General features: G+C 66.1%; 18 protein-coding genes. 12 read left to right on the top strand and 6 right to left on the bottom strand.

Annotation, left to right across the window (positions count from 1 at the left end; genetic code table 11):
* Window positions 1-267: 267 nt before the first annotated feature.
* From IN820_RS13320 to rlmF, 9 genes are all read left to right on the top strand, one after another.
* Window positions 268-1755, top strand: coding sequence for a leucyl aminopeptidase (locus IN820_RS13320; protein ID WP_193681416.1), 1488 nt, complete (start codon window positions 268-270; stop codon window positions 1753-1755).
* Between the two features lie 75 nt (window positions 1756-1830).
* Window positions 1831-2250 (top strand): DNA polymerase III subunit chi, encoded by a 420-nt coding sequence (locus IN820_RS13325; RefSeq protein ID WP_193681417.1) that lies wholly within the window; start codon window positions 1831-1833, stop codon window positions 2248-2250.
* 25 nt (window positions 2251-2275) lie between these two features.
* A complete protein-coding gene (locus IN820_RS13330; protein ID WP_193681418.1) occupies window positions 2276-2656 on the top strand; it encodes a DNA polymerase III subunit chi in 381 nt (126 codons plus the stop codon).
* 135 nt (window positions 2657-2791) lie between these two features.
* Window positions 2792-5641, top strand: a complete 2850-nt coding sequence (locus IN820_RS13335; protein WP_193681419.1) for a valine--tRNA ligase — start codon at window positions 2792-2794, stop codon at window positions 5639-5641.
* Between the two features lie 371 nt (window positions 5642-6012).
* Window positions 6013-7395 carry a sodium:proton antiporter NhaD gene (nhaD, locus tag IN820_RS13340; protein ID WP_193681420.1) on the top strand — a complete coding sequence of 461 codons (1383 nt, stop codon included), beginning with the start codon at window positions 6013-6015 and terminating at the stop codon, window positions 7393-7395.
* Between the two features lie 72 nt (window positions 7396-7467).
* Window positions 7468-7764 (top strand): winged helix-turn-helix domain-containing protein, encoded by a 297-nt coding sequence (locus tag IN820_RS13345; RefSeq protein ID WP_193681421.1) that lies wholly within the window; start codon window positions 7468-7470, stop codon window positions 7762-7764.
* Window positions 7765-7770: 6 nt separating this feature from the next.
* The gene (locus IN820_RS13350) at window positions 7771-9597 is read left to right on the top strand and encodes an SLC13 family permease (RefSeq protein WP_193681422.1); all 1827 of its coding nucleotides are present in this window, start codon (window positions 7771-7773) and stop codon (window positions 9595-9597) included.
* 364 nt (window positions 9598-9961) lie between these two features.
* Window positions 9962-11137 carry a YbfB/YjiJ family MFS transporter gene (locus IN820_RS13355; RefSeq protein ID WP_193681451.1) on the top strand — a complete coding sequence of 392 codons (1176 nt, stop codon included), beginning with the start codon at window positions 9962-9964 and terminating at the stop codon, window positions 11135-11137.
* Between the two features lie 97 nt (window positions 11138-11234).
* Window positions 11235-12236, top strand: a complete 1002-nt coding sequence (gene rlmF, locus IN820_RS13360) for a 23S rRNA (adenine(1618)-N(6))-methyltransferase RlmF (protein WP_193681423.1) — start codon at window positions 11235-11237, stop codon at window positions 12234-12236.
* Here rlmF and IN820_RS13365 read toward each other — a convergent pair whose 3' ends face one another.
* The 4 genes from IN820_RS13365 to IN820_RS13375 form a co-directional block, all read right to left on the bottom strand.
* Window positions 12237-12662 (bottom strand): GNAT family N-acetyltransferase, encoded by a 426-nt coding sequence (locus IN820_RS13365; RefSeq protein WP_193681424.1) that lies wholly within the window; start codon window positions 12660-12662, stop codon window positions 12237-12239.
* 4 nt (window positions 12663-12666) lie between these two features.
* Complete coding sequence (locus tag IN820_RS13370; RefSeq protein WP_193681425.1) at window positions 12667-12858, bottom strand: hypothetical protein; 192 nt, start codon at window positions 12856-12858, stop codon at window positions 12667-12669.
* Between the two features lie 474 nt (window positions 12859-13332).
* Window positions 13333-13455: a hypothetical protein gene (locus tag IN820_RS22795; protein ID WP_268939454.1), complete on the bottom strand. Its 123-nt coding sequence runs from the start codon at window positions 13453-13455 to the stop codon at window positions 13333-13335.
* The gene (locus IN820_RS13375; protein ID WP_193681426.1) at window positions 13455-14669 is read right to left on the bottom strand and encodes an MFS transporter; all 1215 of its coding nucleotides are present in this window, start codon (window positions 14667-14669) and stop codon (window positions 13455-13457) included. Before IN820_RS13375 ends, IN820_RS22795 begins: the two co-directional genes overlap by 1 nt.
* Window positions 14670-14883: 214 nt before the next feature.
* On the opposite strand from IN820_RS13375, the gene yejK reads away from it, so the two are divergent.
* Window positions 14884-15891 carry a nucleoid-associated protein YejK gene (yejK, locus tag IN820_RS13380; RefSeq protein ID WP_193681427.1) on the top strand — a complete coding sequence of 336 codons (1008 nt, stop codon included), beginning with the start codon at window positions 14884-14886 and terminating at the stop codon, window positions 15889-15891.
* A gap of 18 nt (window positions 15892-15909) precedes the next feature.
* The gene (locus tag IN820_RS13385; RefSeq protein WP_193681428.1) at window positions 15910-16728 is read left to right on the top strand and encodes a polyphosphate kinase 2 family protein; all 819 of its coding nucleotides are present in this window, start codon (window positions 15910-15912) and stop codon (window positions 16726-16728) included.
* Window positions 16729-16808: 80 nt separating this feature from the next.
* Here IN820_RS13385 and IN820_RS13390 read toward each other — a convergent pair whose 3' ends face one another.
* Together IN820_RS13390 and IN820_RS13395 are read right to left on the bottom strand one after the other, a co-directional pair.
* On the bottom strand, window positions 16809-17747 hold the full coding sequence (locus tag IN820_RS13390; RefSeq protein ID WP_193681429.1) for a glutathione S-transferase family protein: 939 nt from the start codon (window positions 17745-17747) through the stop codon (window positions 16809-16811).
* A 93-nt stretch (window positions 17748-17840) separates the two neighbouring features.
* The gene (locus IN820_RS13395) at window positions 17841-18116 is read right to left on the bottom strand and encodes a GIY-YIG nuclease family protein (protein ID WP_193681430.1); all 276 of its coding nucleotides are present in this window, start codon (window positions 18114-18116) and stop codon (window positions 17841-17843) included.
* Between the two features lie 240 nt (window positions 18117-18356).
* On the opposite strand from IN820_RS13395, the gene mltF reads away from it, so the two are divergent.
* Window positions 18357-19817 carry a membrane-bound lytic murein transglycosylase MltF gene (gene mltF, locus IN820_RS13400; protein ID WP_193681431.1) on the top strand — a complete coding sequence of 487 codons (1461 nt, stop codon included), beginning with the start codon at window positions 18357-18359 and terminating at the stop codon, window positions 19815-19817.
* Window positions 19818-19825 lie beyond the last annotated feature (8 nt).

The following is a 19825-nucleotide window of genomic DNA, read 5'->3' on the forward strand; positions in this document are numbered from 1 at the left end:
CCAGACACTCCAGGGTTGTCAGGCTCTGGCGGCAACGCTCAAACTAGCCGCCAGTTGCCGGCCCGCCGCAGCAGACCGTTGGAAATAGGTAATAGCGAACCGGCTGGACGCGGATGGCCGCGTCGCCGCGATCACTGACAAGCGCAGTCGATCGCAACGTTTCCAGCCTAGCGCAGTCGTCAGCAACGACCGAACAGGCGAACCACCGGAAAAATAAGCCCGGCATTATCCTGCAAACCCGACTCTTTGTCTTGGGGACACCACGTCATGGAATTCGTTGTCAAAAGCGCCAAAGCCTCCACACAGAAGACCGCCACCCTGATTCTGCCGCTGGGCGAGGACTGCGTCCTTGGCAGCGTCGCCCAGAGCGTCGACAGTGCCAGCGGTGGGGCGCTCGGCGCGGCGCTCAAGCGCGGTGACATCCAGGGCAAGCCGGGCCAGACCCTGCTGCTGCACGGCCTGCCGAATCTCAAGGCCGAGCGCATTTTGCTGGTCGGCACCGGCAAGGCGGATGAGCTCGACGCCCGCCAATGGCGCAAGGTGGTCAATGCCGCGCTGACTGCGATCAAGAACCTCGGCGGCGGCGACGCCGCGTTCGCCCTGCAGGATGTGCAGGTCAAGGGCCGCGACAGCTATGCCCGCACCCGCCTGCTGGTGGAAATTCTAGCCGACGGCCAATACGTGTTCGATCGCTTCAAGAGCAAGAAGGCCGACCCGCGCGCGCTGCAGAAGATCATCCTGCTGTGCGACAAATCCGAGCAAGCCGCGATCGCGCGTGCGACCCGCGAGGCCTCGGCGATCGCCGTCGGCATGGCCTTCACCCGCGACCTCGGCAATCTGCCGCCGAACGTCTGCCACCCGACCTACATCGCCGATCAGGCGAAGCAGATGAGCAAGGCCTACAAGGGCCTCAAGGTCGAGGTGCTCGACGAGAAGAAGCTGCGCGAGCTGGGCGCCGGCGCGTTCCTCGCCGTTTCCCAGGGCAGCGATCAGCCGGGCTGCATCGTCGCCCTGCAATACAACGGCGGCAAGAAGGGCGACAAGCCCTACGCCCTGGTCGGCAAGGGCATCACCTTCGACACCGGCGGCATCAGCCTCAAGCCGGGCCTCGGCATGGACGAGATGAAGTACGACATGTGCGGCGCCGCGAGCGTGCTCGGCACCCTCAAGGCCGTGCTCGAACTGCAGCTGCCGATCAACCTGGTGTGCCTGCTGGCCTGCGCCGAGAACATGCCCAGCGGCGGCGCGACCCGCCCGGGCGACATCGTCACCACCATGAGCGGGCAGACCGTGGAAATCCTCAACACCGACGCCGAAGGCCGCCTGGTGCTGTGCGATGCGCTGACCTACGCCGAGCGCTTCGAGCCCCGCGCGGTGATCGACGTTGCCACCCTGACCGGCGCCTGTATCGTCGCCCTGGGCAGCAACACCTCCGGGCTGCTCGGCAACGACGAGGAGCTGGCGCAACAACTGCTGAGCGCCGGCGAGAATGCCGCCGACCGCGCCTGGCAACTGCCGCTGTTCGACGAGTACCAGGAACAGTTGGACAGCCCCTTCGCCGACATCGCCAACATCGGCGGCCCCAAGGCCGGTACCATCACCGCCGCCTGTTTCCTCTCGCGCTTCACCAAGAAATATCCCTGGGCGCACCTGGATATCGCCGGCACCGCCTGGATCAGCGGCGGCAAGGAGAAAGGCGCCACCGGCCGTCCCGTGCCCCTGCTGACCCAGTACCTGTTGGACCGAGCCAACTGAGATGCGCGCAACCGTCGTGCATGAACGCCATGGCCGGCGCAGCCTTTGTCTGCCCGGCCATGACGGAGCACGTCCATGACGCGCATCGAGTTCTATGTACTGCCGGACGCCAATCCGCTCGGCCGCCTGCGGGCGGCCTGCCAGCTCGCGGCCAAGGGCTGGCAGCACGGCATGCGGGTCTTCATCCGCTGCAGCGACGACGCGCAAGCCAGCCAGCTCGACGAGTTGCTCTGGAGCTTTCGCGCCGAGCGCTTCATCCCCCACGAACTGCACGCCGACGATCCGCAGGCACCGGTGGTCATCGGCGTGGAACAGCCGCCGCAGGCCACGCAGGGGCTGCTGGTCAACCTCGCGCCGACGCTCTCGTCCCATATCGACCAGTTCAGCCGGGTCATCGAAATCGTCAACCAGGAACCGCAACTGCTGACCGTCTGCCGGGACAATTTCCGCCTGTACCGACGGCAAGGCTATGATCCTAAACGGGTCGAACTCTAGCCGCCCAAGCCCCGGAAGCATTCAGATGGCACCGAAAACCCCGAACAAACCCGCCGAGCTGCTCAGCGACCTGGAGTCCATCCGCGCCCTGCTCGGTGACGATTTCCAGGACACGTCCGCAGCAGGCGAAGCGCTGGACCCCGACACCATTCCGCTGCTGTCCGACATCATCGAGCCTGCGCCTGCCGCGCCAACGGGCACCGCGGTCGCGAACGAATCACGCGAGCCCAGCGTACGCAGCGCCTTTCGCTCGCTCGCCGAACGACACATCGACCACGAACTGCGCACCGCGGCCAACCTGATCCTGCAGGAGGTGATCGACGATTTCGTGCCGCAGATCGAGGCCGAACTCAAGCGTCGCCTGGAAAGCCGGCTCGACAGGCTGATCCGCGCGCCCAGGTCCTGACTCGCGCAACAGGCACGCGGGCGGATCGCCCGGCAGGCACATCGGCAGTAAAAATGCACCGCCGTAAAAACGTGACGACCGTTTGCCTTTATACTTGCCCGTTTTTCCGACCAGCCGTTCTAAGGGTCCCGCCGCATGGACAAGACCTACCAGCCGCACGCCATCGAGACTTCCTGGTACCAGACCTGGGAATCGAACAATTACTTCGCACCCCAGGGCGCAGGCGTGCCCTACACCATCATGATCCCGCCGCCGAACGTCACCGGCAGCCTGCACATGGGCCATGGCTTCAACAACGCGATCATGGATGCACTGATCCGCTGGCGCCGCATGCAGGGCCGCAATACCCTCTGGCAGCCGGGCACCGACCATGCGGGCATCGCCACGCAGATGGTGGTCGAGCGCCAACTGGCCGCCCAGGGCGTGAGCCGTCATGACCTCGGCCGCGAGAAATTCCTGGAAAAGGTCTGGGAGTGGAAGGGGCAGTCCGGCGGCAACATCACCCGGCAGATCCGCCGCCTGGGCTCCTCGGTGGACTGGTCGCGCGAACGCTTCACCATGGACCCTGACCTCTCCGAGGCGGTCAAGGAAGCTTTCGTACGCCTGCACGAGGACGGGCTGATCTATCGCGGCAAGCGCCTGGTCAACTGGGACACCAAGCTGCACACCGCCATTTCCGACCTGGAAGTGGAGAACCACGACGAGAAGGGCCACCTCTGGCACCTGCGCTATCCACTGGCCGATGATGCGCGCACCGCCGACGGCAGGAATTACCTGGTGGTCGCCACCACCCGCCCGGAAACCATGCTCGGTGACGCTGCCATCGCCGTGCATCCCGAGGACGAGCGCTACAAGGACCTGATCGGCCGCCACGTCATGCTGCCGCTGGTCAATCGCCTGATCCCGATCGTCGCCGACGACTATGTCGACCGCGAGTTCGGCACCGGCTGCGTGAAGATCACCCCGGCCCACGACTTCAACGACTACGAAGTCGGCAAGCGCCACAACCTGCCGCTGATCAACATCTTCGACCAGAACGCCTGCGTGCTGGCGCGCGCCCAGGTGTTCAACATCGACGGCACGCTGAACGACAAGGTCGACGCCAGCCTGCCGGACGGCTACGCGCACATGGACCGCTTCGACGCGCGCAAGGCCATCGTCGCCGAGTTCGAGGCCATGAGCCTGCTGGAGAAGATCGATGACCACGCGCTGAAAGTACCGCGCGGCGACCGCTCCGGCACCGTCATCGAACCCTGGCTGACCGACCAGTGGTACGTCTCCACCAAGCCGCTGGCCGAGAAGGCCATCGCCGCGGTGGAAAGCGGCGAGATCCAGTTCGTGCCCAAGCAGTACGAGAACATGTACTTCAGCTGGATGCGTGACATCCAGGACTGGTGCATCAGCCGTCAGCTCTGGTGGGGCCACCGCATCCCGGCCTGGTACGACGAGGCCGGCAACGTCTACGTCGGCCGCGACGAGAGCGAAGTGCGCAAGAAGCACGGCATCCGCAACGACGAGTCGCTGCGCCAGGACGAGGACGTGCTGGACACCTGGTTCAGCTCCGGCCTGTGGACCTTCTCTACGCTGGGCTGGCCGCAGCAGACCGACTTCCTCAAGACCTTCCACCCCACCGACGTGCTGGTCACCGGCTTCGACATCATCTTCTTCTGGGTCGCCCGGATGATCATGCTGTCGACCCACCTGACCGGCCAGATTCCGTTCAGGACCGTCTACGTCCACGGCCTGGTGCGCGACGGCCAGGGCCAGAAGATGTCCAAATCCAAGGGCAACGTGCTCGACCCGCTGGACATCGTCGACGGCATTACCCTGGACGAACTGCTGACCAAGCGCACCAGCGGCATGATGCAGCCCAAGCTAGCGGAGAAGATCGCCAAGCAGACCCGCGCCGAATTCTCCGAAGGCATCGCCAGCTACGGCACCGACGCGCTGCGCTTCACCTTCTGTTCGCTGGCCTCCACCGGCCGCGACATCAAGTTCGACATGGGCCGCGTCGAGGGTTACCGCAACTTCTGCAACAAGATCTGGAACGCCGCCAACTTCGTCTTCGAGAACACCGAAGGCAAGGACACCGGCACCGCCGACGAGCCGGCGGCCGGCGCTCCGGTCGAACTGTCCCCGGTGGACCGCTGGATCATCTCCGCCCTGCAGCGCACCGAGGCCGAAGTGACCCGCCAGCTGGAAGCCTTCCGCTTCGACCTGGCCGCCCAGGCCCTCTACGAATTCATCTGGGACGAGTACTGCGCCTGGTACCTGGAGCTGGTCAAGCCGGTACTCTGGGATGAAAGCGCGAGCGCCGACCGCCAGCGCGGCACCCGCCGCACCCTGGTACGCGTGCTGGAGACCGCGTTGCGCCTGGCGCATCCATTCATGCCGTTCATCACCGAGGAAATCTGGCAGCGCGTCGCGCCGCTGGCCGGCAAGTCCGGCCCGACGCTGATGCTGCAACCCTGGCCGGAGCTCGATCCCGAGCGTCTCGACGAGGCCGCCGAGGGCGACATCGAGTGGGTCAAGGCGTTCATGCTGGGCATCCGCCAGATTCGCGGCGAGATGAACATCTCCATGGCCAAGCGCATCGACGTGGTGCTGGGCAACGTCTCGGCGTCCGACCAGCGTCGCCTCGGCGAAAACGAGCCGCTGCTGAAAAAGCTGGCCAAGCTGGAAAGCGTGCGCATCCTGGCTGCCGGCGAAGAGGCCCCGCTGTCGGCGCTCGCGCTGGTCGGCGACATGCAGGTGCTGGTGCCGATGGCCGGCCTGATCGACAAGGACGCCGAACTGGCGCGGCTGGACAAGGAGATCGGCCGCCTGGACGGCGAGGTCAAGCGCGTCGGCGGCAAGCTCGGCAACGCCGCCTTCGTCGACAAGGCGCCGGTCGAGGTGATCGACAAGGAGCGCGCCAAACTGGCCGAGGCCGAACAGGCCAGAGCCAGGCTCCTGGAACAGCGCGAGCGTATCGCGACGCTGTAATCGGCAAAGGCCAGCATCCAACGATGCTGGCCTTTTTACTGATTCGCCGCCTATTGATTGATGACAAGTTATTGCAGACGACACTGATACACTATGCCGCTCGTGAAATACCCATTAACAAACTGGCAGGCCGTTAGAAGCCAACGCGAACAGCGCGACGATACGAAATGAGCCCTTGCCGCGAAGCGCAGTGCCTGTAGGCACCCCGCCTTGTGCGCGAACCGATTCCCAGCGGCAGGCAACTGCCCCGCACCCCGGTCCCGACTTGTTTCACCTCGCACAGCCAATCGTACTCGGCAGCCCGCCAGCCGCCGGGCCTGCGTCATCGCGCCCGCAGGCCCGGCAAGGTTTCTCTAGATGGAGTCTCCGCGATGTATGCACTCATGGCTGTCGTGTTCGTCATAGGCTATCTATGCATAGCCTTCGAACATCCCCTGAAAATCGACAAGGCCGCCGCCGCGATCCTCACCGCGGTGCTCACCTGGACCGTCCTGGTGCTGGGCGCGGACCAGATCCTGCCGCTGCTGGAGCCCGGCAGCCATGGCCCGGCGGATTCCTCGGCGGTGGTGGTCGAGGCGCTGCGCCACCATCTCGGCGAGATATCGGAGATCCTGTTCTTCCTGCTCGGGGCGATGACCATCGTCGAGCTGATCGATTCCCATGAAGGCTTCAAGGTCATTACCGACCGTATCCAGACCCGCAAGCGCGTGCACCTGCTGTGGATCGTCGGCCTGATCACCTTCTTCCTCTCGGCCGTGCTGGACAACCTCACCACCACCATCGTCATGGTCTCGCTGCTGCGCAAGCTGATCCGAGGCCGTCCCGAACGCTGGCTCTATGTCGGCATCGTCGTGATCGCCGCCAACGCCGGCGGCGCCTGGTCGCCGATCGGTGACGTCACCACCACCATGCTCTGGATCGGCACGCAGATCACCGCCAGCGGCATCATCGTCGGCCTGTTCCTGCCGAGCCTGGTCTGCCTGCTGGTCCCGCTGCTGATTCTCAGCGTCCGCCTGCACGGTGAAGCTCCCCGCCCGCGGGCCCGAGCGCACCTGGCGGAAAAGCAGCCGCCGGTTACCACCGCGTTCGAACGCAATCTGGTGCTGGCTCTCGGCCTCGGTTCGCTGCTCTTCGTCCCGGTATTCAAGACCGTCACCCACCTGCCGCCGTACATGGGCATCCTCTTCGGCCTCGGTGTGCTCTGGATAACCACCGAGCTCATCCACCGCGGCAAGAATGCCGAGGACAAGCACCCACTCTCGGTGGTCGGCGTACTGCGCAAGGTGGACACGCCCAGCGTGCTGTTCTTCCTCGGCATCCTGCTGGCGGTTTCCAGCCTTGCCACGGCCGGCCACCTGACTCAGGTCGCCGGCGGGCTGCGCGAGGCGCTGGGCAACATCTACGCGATCAACTACGCCATCGGCCTGCTGTCGGCCGTGGTCGACAACGTGCCGCTGGTGGCCGGTGCGATGAAGATGTACCCGCTGGTCAGCGAAACGCTACTCGCCGCAGCAGCCGCAGGCGAAACCGGCTGGCTGTCGCAGTTCGTCGTCGACGGCAATTTCTGGGAAATGCTCGCCTACTGTGCCGGTACCGGCGGCAGCACACTGATCATCGGCTCGGCAGCCGGTGTGGCCGCCATGGGCATGGAGAAGATCAGCTTCACCTGGTACGTCAAGCGGGTCAGCCTGCTGGCCTTCCTCGGTTACACTGCCGGCGCAGCGACCTACATGGGCATGCTCGCCCTGGGCTGATCGGCCTCGTGCCGCCCTGTCAGGTCGTCGAAGCCCGTGCGGCGCTCTCAACGACCTGGCAAGGATCCCGGCATGACCACCAGCAAGACCAAAACCAGCTTCTACCGCCGGCTCTATGTCGCCTGGCTGATCGACAGCGGCACCGCCACCAGCGTCCCGGCGCTGATGGCGGCGACCGGCATGCCCCGGCGCACCGCCCAGGACACGCTCGCCGCCCTCGCCGAGCTGGACATCGACTGCAGCTTCCAGCAGGACGATGGCGAACGGCACAATGCCGGCCACTACGCCATCCGCGACTGGGGCGCCATCGACAGGGGCTGGATCGAACGCAACCTGCCGCGCATCAAATCCATTCTCGCCTATCCCTGAATTCGCATGAACGGCGACCTGCTCCTGGTTCTATTCCTGCTGGCCGTCTGCGTCGGCCTGTTCATCGTCAACAGGCCGCGCATGGACGTGGTCGCGCTGCTGGCCATGGTCGCCCTGCCGCTCTCGGGCGTGCTCAGCGTCCCGGAGGCCCTGGCCGGTTTCAGCGACCCCAGCGTCGTGCTGATCGCCGCGCTGTTCGTCATCGGCGACGGCCTGGTGCGCACCGGCATCGCCTATCGCCTGGGCGATTGGCTGATGCGCACCGCCGGCAGCAACGAAACCCGCCTGTTGATATTGCTGATGCTGGCGGTCGCGGGGCTCGGCTCGGTGATGAGCTCCACCGGCGTGGTGGCGATCTTCATCCCGGTGGTGCTCGGCATCGCCGCGCGGATGAAGGTCTCCCCGCGACGCCTGATGATGCCGCTGGCGTTCGCCGGGCTGATCAGCGGCATGCTGACGCTGGTGGCGACCCCGCCGAATCTGGTGGTGGCCAGCGAACTGCGGCGCGCCGGGCTGGACGGTTTCGCCTTTTTCGACTTCACCCCGATCGGCCTGGCGATCCTCCTGCTCGGCATCGGCTACATGCTCCTGGCGCGGCGCTGGCTCGGCGGTACCGATGACCACGCGGCGCTGGTGCCGCGCCATACCCTGGCCGACCTGGCTCGCGACTATCGCTTGTCCGAGCGCGAGCGGCGCCTGCGCGTGCGGCCGGGCTCGGTCCTGGCCAACCAGGCGCTGGACGAACTGCAACTGCGCACGCAGTACGGCATCAACGTGATCGCCGTCGAACGCCAGCATCGCTTCCGCAACCTGCTGCTGATCGCCACCGGCAATACCGAGCTGTTCGTCGGCGACGTGCTGCTGGTGGACCTGGCCAGCCCGGCGATCGGCCTGCTCGGCGCCTACGACGAACTCGGCCTGGAACCCTTGCACCTGGCCAGTTCCTACTATGTCGACCACGCCCGCGAACTGGGCCTGGCAGAGGTCGCCCTGCCGCCCGATTCGAGCCTGCCGGGCAAGACCATCCAGGCGCTGGGCTTTCGCAGCCGGCACAAGCTCAACGTGGTCGGCCTGCGGCGCAACCGCGAGGCGCTGCAGGGCCTGCTGGTTGACGAGAAACTCAAGCCGGCCGACACCTTGCTGGTCGCCGGCAGCTGGAAGCACATCCATCGCCTGCAGGGCATGAGCCGCGACTTCCTGGTGCTCAGCCTGCCGGCCGAAGTGGACGATGTCGCCCCGGCCGCCAGCCAGGCGCCCTTCGCTCTGCTCGGCCTGGGCATGATGGTGGCGTTGATGGTCAGCGGCCTGGTGCCCAACGTGCTGGCCGCGCTGATCGGCTGCCTGGTCATGGGGCTGTTCCGCTGCATCGACATGGACAGCGCCTACAAGGCCATCCACTGGCAGAGCCTGGTGCTGATCGTCGGCATGCTGCCGTTCGCGCTGGCGCTGCAGAAAACCGGCGGTATCGCCCTGGCCACCGGCGGGCTGATCGAGCTGTTCGGCGATGCCGGCCCCCGTGCGCTGCTGGGCTGTCTGTTCCTGCTCACCGCGCTGATCGGCCTGTTCATCTCCAATACCGCCACCGCGGTGCTGATGGCGCCGGTGGCGCTGTCGGTGGCCGAACAGCTGGGCGCCTCGCCCTACCCGTTCGCGATGATCGTCGCCCTCGCCGCTTCGGCCGCCTTCATGACGCCGATTTCCTCACCGGTGAATACGCTGGTGCTCGGTCCGGGCCATTACCGGTTCGCCGACTTCGTGCGTATCGGCGTGCCCTTCACGCTGCTGGTGATGCTGGTTTCGGTAGTGCTGGTGCCGCTGCTGTTTCCGCTCTAGCGCCGCCTCGCCGAACGTTTGTCGATTCCAGCCGTTGGGCTTCGCTGCGCGCAGCGCCAACCTACCGGCGTGTGTCCGATCACCCGAACATCGGGCTGCCAGGTCACCAAGCCCCTGCAACACGTAACGGGGGCATGGCCTTTGCGTGCGCTACGCGCACCGCCGGGTCTCGGCGCATGCGGCGGGTACAGTGTTCACCCCAGGTCAGGACCGGGCCGCCGGTTGGGACTTGGCTGCGGCTGTGCATATCGTCGATGCACACTCTTTTGGGGCCTCACTGCGCTCGGCAACGGCGACTAAAGCGGCATGGTCGCCGATGCCGCCAGCGGCTAAGCTCGGGCCCTCATTCCGAAAAGCCTTCATGATGCCCCACCGTCCCGCCCTGTTTCCGGTCCTGCTGGCCGGCGCCATCCTGCTGCTGGTCGTCCACGGCCTCGGCCGCTTCGTCTATACCCCGCTGCTGCCGTGGCTGGTCGAGGACGGCCTGCTCAGCGTGCAACAGGGCGCCAGCATCGCCAGCTGGAATTACCTCGGCTATCTGCTCGGCGCGCTGCTCGCGCTGCGCTGGCACCGCGTGGCGCAGATCCGCCGCAGCCTGCCCTGGGCGCTGGCGCTGCATGTGCTGAGCAGCCTGTTGCAGACCCAGGCCGAATCCGCCGATGCCCTCGCCGCACTGCGCCTGCTCAACGGCATCAGCAATGGCCTGGTATTCGTCCAGGCACCGTCGCTGACCCTCGAATGGCTGGCGCGGCATCAGCGCATCTCGTCCAGCGGCCTGGTCTATCTCGGCGTATGCGTGGGGCTGATCCTCTCCAGCCTGCTGGTGAGCCTGAGCGACGGCATGCTGCAGGGCGCCGAGCGCTGGTGGCCGGCGGCGCTGCTGTCGATACCGCTGGCCTGGTGGGGCTGGCGTCAGCTGTCGCGACTGGACATGCCGCCCGACGAGTCGGCCCGGGCATCGACGACACCGCCCAGCGGCAGGTTGCTCGATCGTGCCAGTACCCCGCTGTTTCTCTCCTATGCCGGTGCCGGCATGGGCTACATCCTGCCGATGACCTTCCTGCCGATGATCGCACGCCTGCAGGCCGAGCCCGGCGATTTCCTGGTCGGCGGCAGCTGGCTGGTGGTGGCGCTGGCGACGCTGCCCTCGCCCTGGCTGTGGAACCGGCTCGGCGTGCGCATGGGTGACGACATCGCCCTGCGCCTGAGCTATCTGGTCCAACTGGTCGGCGTGCTGGCCGCGCTGCTGCTGCCCGGCGCCAGCGGCATCCTGCTCTGCGCGGTACTGGTCGGCGGCACCTTCCTCGGCACGGTACTGCTGACCCAGCGTCTGGCGCGTACGCTGCATCCGCACCAGGGTCCGCGCCTGTCGGCGGCGCTGATCGCCCTCTATAGCCTGACCCAGCTCGCCGCCCCCTGGCTGACCAGCGTCTGGATGAACATGGGCGGCAGCCTGCACAGCGCGTTCTGGCTGGGTGCCGGGGCGTTTCTCTGGGGATTGTTGTGGATGCTGGCGGTGCCGCGCCACCGCTCTCCGTAGGTGCCAGCCCCCTGGCTCCTGCAGGGTCGGGCAATGAAACCAATACGCTCTGCTTATGGGACAATGCGCGCCTGATCCATCACCGTCCCGCGTTCCCATGCCGAGCAAAGCCCCGAACAAGCCGCCCCGCCACGCCGGCGGCGAAACGGCCAAAGCCGTACTGCACCCGCGCAACCGCCACACCGGCCGCTACGACTTCCCGGCGCTGATCGCCGCCAGCCCGGAGCTGGCCGATTTCGTCATCGTCAACCCGTACGGCAAGCAGAGCATCGACTTCGCCAACCCGGACGCGGTCAAGGTGTTCAATCGCGCGCTGCTCAGGCAGTTCTACGGCATCGAGCACTGGGACATCCCGCCGGGCTACCTGTGCCCGCCGGTGCCCGGCCGCGCCGACTATCTGCATGGCCTGGCCGACCTGCTCGCCGAGGACAACGGCGGCGCGATTCCGCGGGGTGCCCATGTTCGCGCACTGGATGTCGGCACCGGCGCCAACTGCATCTACCCGCTGATCGGCCAGCGCGAATATGGCTGGCGCTTCACCGGCTCGGACATCGACGCCACGGCGCTGGCCTCGGCACGCACCCTGGTCGCGGCGAACGGGCTCGACAAGGCCGTCGAACTGCGGCTGCAGGCGGCGCCGCGGCAGATATTCGCAGGCCTGGTGCTGCCCGAGGATCGTTTCGACGTCACCCTTTGCAACCCGCCCTTCCATGCCTCCCAGGCCGAGGCCAGCAGCGGCAGCCAGCGCAAGTGGCGCAACCTCGGCAAGCTCGATCCCACGCGAAAATTGCCGGCGCTGAATTTCGGCGGGCAAGCCGCCGAGCTCTGGTGCGAAGGTGGCGAGGCAGCCTTCATCGCGCGCCTGGCCGAGCAGAGCGCGGCCTTCACAGCGCAGGCTTACTGCTACAGCACGCTGGTTTCCAAGGGCGCCAATGTCGCGCCGCTGCACAAGCGGCTGCAGCGCCTCGGCGCGCGGCGGATTCGCGTGGTGGAGATGGCCCAGGGACAGAAGCGCAGCCGCTTTGTCGCCTGGACCTTTCTGTCCGAGGCCGAACAGGCCGGCTGGCGGGCGCAGCGCTGGGGCGAACGGGCATGCTAATCAGCGCAGCGACTTGCGCAAATACTTCGGTGCATCCTCATAGCCGAGGCGCGCATAGAACGCATGGGCGGCAACCCGGCGGCTGTCGCAGTGCAGCTCCATGCGATCGCAGCCGCGCTGCTCGGCAAGCTGCTGCGCCGCCGCTACCAACGCCGCGCCGATCCCGCCGGCACGCGCGGCGGCGTCGACGCACAGGTAGCTGATGCGGCAGAAGTCGCCGGCCAGGGCCAGTTGCGCGATGAAGTGCAGCGAGATCAGCCCCAGCACGCGGCCATCCTGCTCGGCCACCAGCACCACGGCGTCCGGATGGTTCAGTTGCCGCGCCAGCCGCTCGGCGAGGAAGGCTTCGGTGCCGGCATAGCCCAACTGCGCGAGCAACGCGCCGATGGCGGGCAGATCCGCCAGATGCGTATCGCGGATCAGCATGAGCTCAAACGGCGAGGTCCCAGACCTGCTTGTCCTTCAAGGCCAGCGTCCGGATATAGCGCGGTTCGCCGTTGATTTCCTCCAGCTCGGTCATCCCGGCCAGTTCGCCAACCACGCGGTAGCGCTTGCCGACTCGCTTGTCCTGCAGGGGGTAGAGCTTGGCGATGTGCTGGGCGAGTTCGGTGAGTGTGGACATTGCTTCTTGCTCCGTTGACTGCGTGCGGGCAGGTATTTACCAAGTGTTGATGACGGTTATGCGACAACCGTGCCACGGTTTTCGCCGATGACGGTTGTCTGCTGTCAACGTGCACGCATAGCGCCCGATTGCTGTCGTTAACAAACGGCGATTTATCCTTGACGTCCGCGACGCCGTTTCGCTCTTTGAGCGGGAATTCGCGATTTGATTCCCTGCTTTCGCAATCTCGGCCACTCGCCGTGGCCCGCCTGCCCATCCGAAATCCTGCCGGTTATGCTGGCCGCCCGTCAGCCACACGGAACCGGATCATCGCGCCGAGGCCCGGGCTACGAGCGCAACGGGCCGCCCGACTTGGCGACCATGGCGCATCACCTCCTGTGTCGCCCGCCATATCCTGCCGCCGCCGATGAGCGCCGAGCTGCTGGCCCTGGTCAAATCGGTCGCGCCGTGGCCGCGCCGCGGCAGCCGAACGCTTCAGCAGGTGCCAAGCCCCAATTGCAGTAGCGCCAGCCCGCCGCGCTGCCAGCCCCACCAGGCGAACGCCGCCAGCAGGCCGAGCACGGCCACGGCCATGCCGCCGAGCCAGAACCGGCGCATCAACCGGCCTGCGCCGCCGTGCGCAGCCGTTCGACCGGCTGCTCGCGGATCGGCCAGTTGAGCGCCGCAGCCATCAGGCTGAGGGCGATCGCGATCTGCCAGACCAGGTCGTAGCTGCCGGTGCGGTCGTACAGCCAGCCGCCCAGCCAGCCGCCGAAGAACGAACCGAGCTGGTGGAAGAGGAAAGCGATGCCGCCGAGCATGGACAGATTGCGTACGCCGAACATCGTCGCCACGGTGCCATTGGTCAGCGGCACCGTGGACAGCCACAGCAGGCCCATGGCGATGCCGAAGGCGTAGGCGCTCCAGACGCTCAGCGGCGCCAGCAGGAAGGCGGCGATCACCACCGCACGGATCAGGTAGAGCCCGGCCAGCAGCTTCGGCTTGGAATAGCAACTGCCCAGCCAACCGGCGGTGTAGGTGCCCACCACGTTGAACAGTCCGACCAGCGCCAGCACCGTGGTGCCGACCTGTGCCGGCAGATGCTGATCGACCAGATAGGCCGGCAGGTGCAAACCGATGAATACCACCTGAAAGCCACAGACGAAGAAGCCCAGCGCCAGCAGGCGGAAGCCGGAATGCCCGGCCGCCTCACGCAGCGCCTCGCCGAGCGACTGCTGCGCACCGGGCGCGGCCGGGGTCTGCGCGGGGCTGCGCATCATCCCGGCGAGCGGCACGATCAGCGCGACCAGCAAACCCAGCGCCAGCAGCGCCGAGGACCAGCCCAGCCATTCGATCAGGCCCAGGCTGCCCGGCAGCATGATGAACTGGCCGAAAGAGCCCGCCGCGCTGGCGATGCCCATGGCCATGCTGCGTTTCTGCGCAGGCACCGCGCGGCCGACCGCGCCGAGGATCACCGAGAAGGACGTACCGGAAAGCCCCAGCCCGATCAGCAGGCCGGCGCTCAGGGTCAGCGTCAGCGGCGAGTCGGAAACCGCCATCAACGCCAGTCCGATGGCGTAGAGAATCCCGCCGATCAGCACCGCACGCGCCACACCGAAGCGATCGGCCAGAGCCCCGGTCACCGGCTGCACCAGTCCCCAGATGAGGTTCTGCACGGCGATGGCGAAGGCGAACACCTCGCGCCCCCAGCCGAACTCGGCGCTCATCGGCGGCAGGAACAGGCCGAAACCATGGCGGACGCCCAGGGAAATGGCGAGGATCAGCGAGCCACCGAAGAGCATCCAGACGCAATTGCGCCAAGCAGAAGTCATGGAATCATTCCTGCGGGAAAAGGCGACCAGTTTACTCGGATTACGCTTCCTTTCGGCACCCCTATCCTGAGCTGCGAATCGGTATGCACAGGGGACGCTTATAGAACCCGCGCTTTTCGTCCCGGATACGACCGGCTTCTTCGGGACGCAAGCCACGCAACGCCGGCTCTCGGGTAAACTGCCCCACCTGTTGCATTCCAGCCGTGAGATCGCCATGCCCATCCGCCATTGCATCGTCCACCTGATCGAGAAGAAACCCGACGGCACGCCCGCCGTGCTCCACGCCCGCGCTTCGGAGCTGGGCGAGTCGCAGGCCATGGAAAACCTGCTGGCCGACCTCAACGAGAGCTACAACGCCAAGCAGGGCAAGGCCTGGGGCTTCTTTCACGAGGAGTCGGGTGCCTACCCCTTCAGCGGTTGGCTGACGCAATACATGGAGGGCAATCGGGACTTCACCGCCTTCAGCCGGCAGGCGGTGGAGCACCTGCAGAAGCTGATGGAGGAATCCAACCTCTCCACCGGCGGCCACGTACTGTTCGCCCACTACCAGCAGGGCATGACCGATTACCTGGCCATCGCCCTGCTGCACCACAGCGAAGGCGTCACCGTCACCGAATCGCTGGACGTCGCCCCAGCCAGGCACCTGGACCTCGGCCAGTTGCATCTGGCCGCGCGGATCAACATTTCCGAGTGGCAGAACAACAAGCAGTCCAGGCAGTACATCTCCTTCATCAAGGGCAAGAACGGCAAGAAGGTCTCCGAGTACTTCCGCGACTTCATCGGCTGCCAGGAGGGCGTCGACGCGCCCGGCGAGACACGCACATTGCTCAAGGCCTTCAGCGATTTCGTCGAGAGCGAGGACCTGCCCGAAGAACAGGCCCGCGAGAAGACCAGCGCTCTGGTGGACTATGCCAGCAGCCAGGCCAAGCTGGGCCAGCCGATGACCCTGGAAGAGCTTTCCGGGGTGATCGACGAGGAGCGCCCCAAGGCCTTCTACGACCATATCCGCAACAAGGATTACGGTCTCTCGCCGGAGATTCCGCCGGACAAGCGCACCCTCAACCAGTTCCGCCGTTTCACCGGCCGCGCCGAGGGGCTGTCGATCAGCTTCGAATCGCACCTGCTGGGTTCGAAGATCGAGTACGACGAGGCCCGCGACATGCTGATCATCCGCCAGTTGCCGACCCAGTTGACGGACCAGCTCAAGCGCCGCAAGGACTGACGCAACCCAGGAACCGCCATGCGCCTGCCCGACGCCGTTCTCGACGATTGCCTGTGCGACCCGGCCGCGCCGCTGGCGCGAGATCCGGCGCGCCAGTACGGCCTCGACAAGGCCCAGGCGCAAGAGCAACTGGGCGCGCTGAAAGCCTGGCTGCGCGAGCGGCAGACCATGCTCTGGGCCAATCGTCGGGAGGCTTTGCTGCTGGTGCTGCAGGGGCCCGACTGCGCCGGCAAGAACGGCGTCATCCGTCGCGTGCTCGGCGGCCTCGACCCGCTGGGCCTGGCGCCCTGCAGCTTCCAGGCGCCGAGCGAGGACGAACGCCGCCACGATGTCCTCTGGCGCTACCGTCAGCGCCTACCCGCGCCGGGCCTGCTCGGCGTGTTCAACCGCAGCTACTACGAGGCCTTGGTCAGCGATCTGCGCGACGGGTTGTGCCGCGATGAAGATATTCCACAACGACGGATCGCGATCGCAACCTTCGAGCGGCAACTGCCGGCGCTGCGGATCCATCCGCTGAAGTGCTACCTGCAGATATCGGTGGATGAACAGAAACGTCGGCTGCATCAGCGTCTCGAACGGCCCGACAAACGCTGGAAACTGGCCCTGGACGACCTGCAAGGGCATCGCGACTTCGCCCAGCGCCAGGCCTGCTGGGCCGACGTGCTGAGCGCCAGCCACGGCGGCGGTGCGCCCTGGTACGTGGTGCCCGCCGATCACCGCTGGCTGCGCGACCTGATCGTCGCCAGCCTGCTGGCCCGCGAATTCGAATGCCTGGCGCTCGACTGGCCGACGCATCCGGCGCCGTTCAGCCACGAGGATCTGGAGCGCATCCGCTGAACGGGCTGCGTCTGCGGTAAGGCCTGCGAGCAGATCGAAAGCATCGCCCCAGGGGCCTCACGGAAGAAATGAACAGTGCTTCAACGCGCCTCGATGCGATAACCGATGCGCGGAAAATGCACATGCACGACACCCGCCCGGTCATCGGTGCGGCGCAGGATCGACTCCTCGACACCGGCGAAGACCAGCTCACCCTCGACCGGATCGGCACCGTAGTCCACCGCACAGATCGCCACCCGTTGCCCCTCGTGGAAACCGTTGGGCTCGACGAAAGGCTCCTCCGGCACGGCGACCGGCTCCGCCTCGCGCGCCATGCGCAGCGCCTCTTCGGCAGACAGCTCGCTGTGCGAGCCATGGCCGACGCCCAGCACCTTGTCCAGCCAGACGCGGATCTCCGGGTAGTCGTCCACCAATGGCGCGGTCACCGGGGTAGCGCGCAGGAACCACAGGCAGTGGGCAACCGAGAAATCGGCCAACGATGGCGCGCTGCCGAAGAGAAACTCGCCCTCCTCGCGGGCCAGCTGTTGCTGCAGGCGCGCCATGAAGACGGGCCAGTCGTTCTTCGCCTGCTCCAGTGGTACGCGGGTCACCGTACCGTTACCGAACAGCTGCGCGCGATCCTTGCTGAATACCTGGACGAACTCCCTGGGCGCCTGGGCGAAGCGCAGGGCCATGGATTCGGGCTGGAAAACCAGGCTCACCGCATTGAGGAACAGCACCGAATCGGCCCACTGCGCCAGCGCCGCGACGTTGAACTCCCCACCCTCGGGAAACAGCGCCGGCGTGGCCTTTTGCGCCTCCAGGCGGCGGGCGATCAGTGCAGTGTCGCAATAGATGTCGGCACCGACCTGCAGCACCGGCGTACGGCGGTAGCCACCGGTCAGCGCGGTCAGATCCGGCTTGGGCATGACCGGCGGGATCATCACCGAGCGCCAGGACAGTTGCTTGAACCCCAGCATCAGACGCGCCTTCTCGGCGAACGGCGAGGTGGGATAGTGGTGCAGGATCAGCTCGTGCATGACAGCGCTCCGCCAGATTTTCTTATCGAGGTTCGAGAGCCGTCAGCTTAGACGGTCCGTCCAGCCGAGCCTACCGACTGATTGATGGGTCATTCACGATACGTCATTGGCAAGGCCGACCAGGCTTTCCTTGGCGCGCTTGTTCAGCCGCTTGATCGCGATCTCCCGGCGCAATGCATCGCCCTTGCTGGCGCAGGCTTCGACGTACACCAGGGCCTGTGCCGGGCTGGAATGGAAGAACCGGGCGCCTCGCCCGCGTTGGTGCTCGGCGAAGCGCCGCTGCGCATCGTCGCTGATGCCGCAGTACAGCGCCCCGTTGGCGGCACGCACCAGATAGACGAACCAGGGCTTGGGCTCGATGTCGGTCATTACACGAAAAAGTCTCCAGGGCCGGGCATTATGCCGGACTCATCGCGAACGGCCAGCCGCTCGATTCTCATACTTATCGAAAACTTTTTTTCCGGCATTGTGCTGCTGACCGCGTTGCAGCCGAGCCCGCGAAAGCGCGGCACCGGCGCCCAAGCGCACCCGTTTGCCGCCCTTTGCCTAGCAGAGAGCCGCCTCGCTGTCCAGATATGGTGGCGGTTCGCCTTTGCGTATACTGCGCCGATGTTTGCCCAAACCCCGTTCCGCAAGCGCTGCGCCACCTGGCTGTTGGCGACCGGAATCTTCCTGATGCTCAGCAGCTGCGCCGAAAAGCCCAGTGACCTCGAGCGCATACAGGAGGAAGGCGTGCTGCGCGTGATCACCCGCAACAGCCCGTCCACCTACTTCCAGGACCGCAACGGCGAGGCCGGCTTCGAGTACGAACTGGTCAAGCGCTTCGCCAGCGACCTGGGCGTCGAGCTGCAGATCGAAACCGCCGACAGCATCGATGAAATCTTCACCCGCCTGAACCGTCCCGGCGGCCCGGCGCTCGCGGCGGCGGGGCTGGTGGCCAGCGAAGGCCGCCAGGCGCTGGCGCGCTTCACGCATTCCTATCTCGACGTCACCACCCAGGTCGTCTACCGCAACGGCCAGCGCAGGCCGACCCGCCCCGAGGACCTGGTCGGCAAGCGGATTCTCGTGCTCAAGGGCAGCAGCCAGGCGGAAAAACTCGCGGCACTGCAGGCCGAGCTGCCGGAGCTGCGCTACGAGGAATCGGATGCGGTGGAAGTGGTCGACCTGCTGCGCATGGTCGACGAGGGCCAGATCGACCTGACCCTGGTGGAATCCAACGAACTGTCGATGAACCAGGTGTACTTCACCAACATCCGCGCCGGGTTCGATATCGGCGAACAGAACAACCTGGCCTGGATCGTCGCCAAGGGCGAGGACGACAGCCTGCTCCAGGCGGCCAACCACTTCCTCGACCAGGCCCGGCAGAACGGCACCCTGCAACGCCTGCGCGAGCGCTACTACGGCCATGTCGACGTGCTCGGCTACGTCGGCGCCTATGCCTTCGCCAAGCACCTGCAGCAGCGCCTGCCGCGCTACGAGAAGACTTTCCGCGAAACCGCCAGGCAGCACGGTATCGATTGGCGCTTGCTGGCCGCAATCGGCTATCAGGAATCCCACTGGCAGCCCGAAGCCACCTCCAAGACCGGCGTGCGCGGCCTGATGATGCTGACCCTGCGCACGGCCAACGCCATGGGCGTCACCAATCGCCTCGATCCGGTGCAGAGCATCCAGGGCGGCGGCAAGTATCTGGTGCAGGTGCACGCGAGCCTGCCGGAGAGCATCCTGGAACCCGATCGAACCTGGTTCGCCCTGGCCGCCTACAACGTCGGCGGCGGCCATCTGGAAGATGCCCGCAAACTGGCCGAGGCCGAGGGGCTCGACCCGAACAAATGGCTGGACGTAAAGCAGATGCTGCCGCGCCTGGCGCAGAAGCAGTGGTACAGCAAGACCCGCTACGGTTATGCCCGCGGCGGGGAGCCGGTGCACTTCGTCGCCAACATCCGCCGCTACTACGACATCCTCACCTGGGTGACCCAGCCGCAGATGGAAGGCCAGCAACTGGTGCAGAGCGAGCTGCACATCCCCGGCATCTATGCCACCGATCTGATGGAAGACCTGCCGCCGCTCTGAGAGCCTGT

Source organism: Pseudomonas lopnurensis (genome assembly GCF_015070855.1).
GTDB lineage: Bacteria > Pseudomonadota > Gammaproteobacteria > Pseudomonadales > Pseudomonadaceae > Stutzerimonas > Stutzerimonas lopnurensis.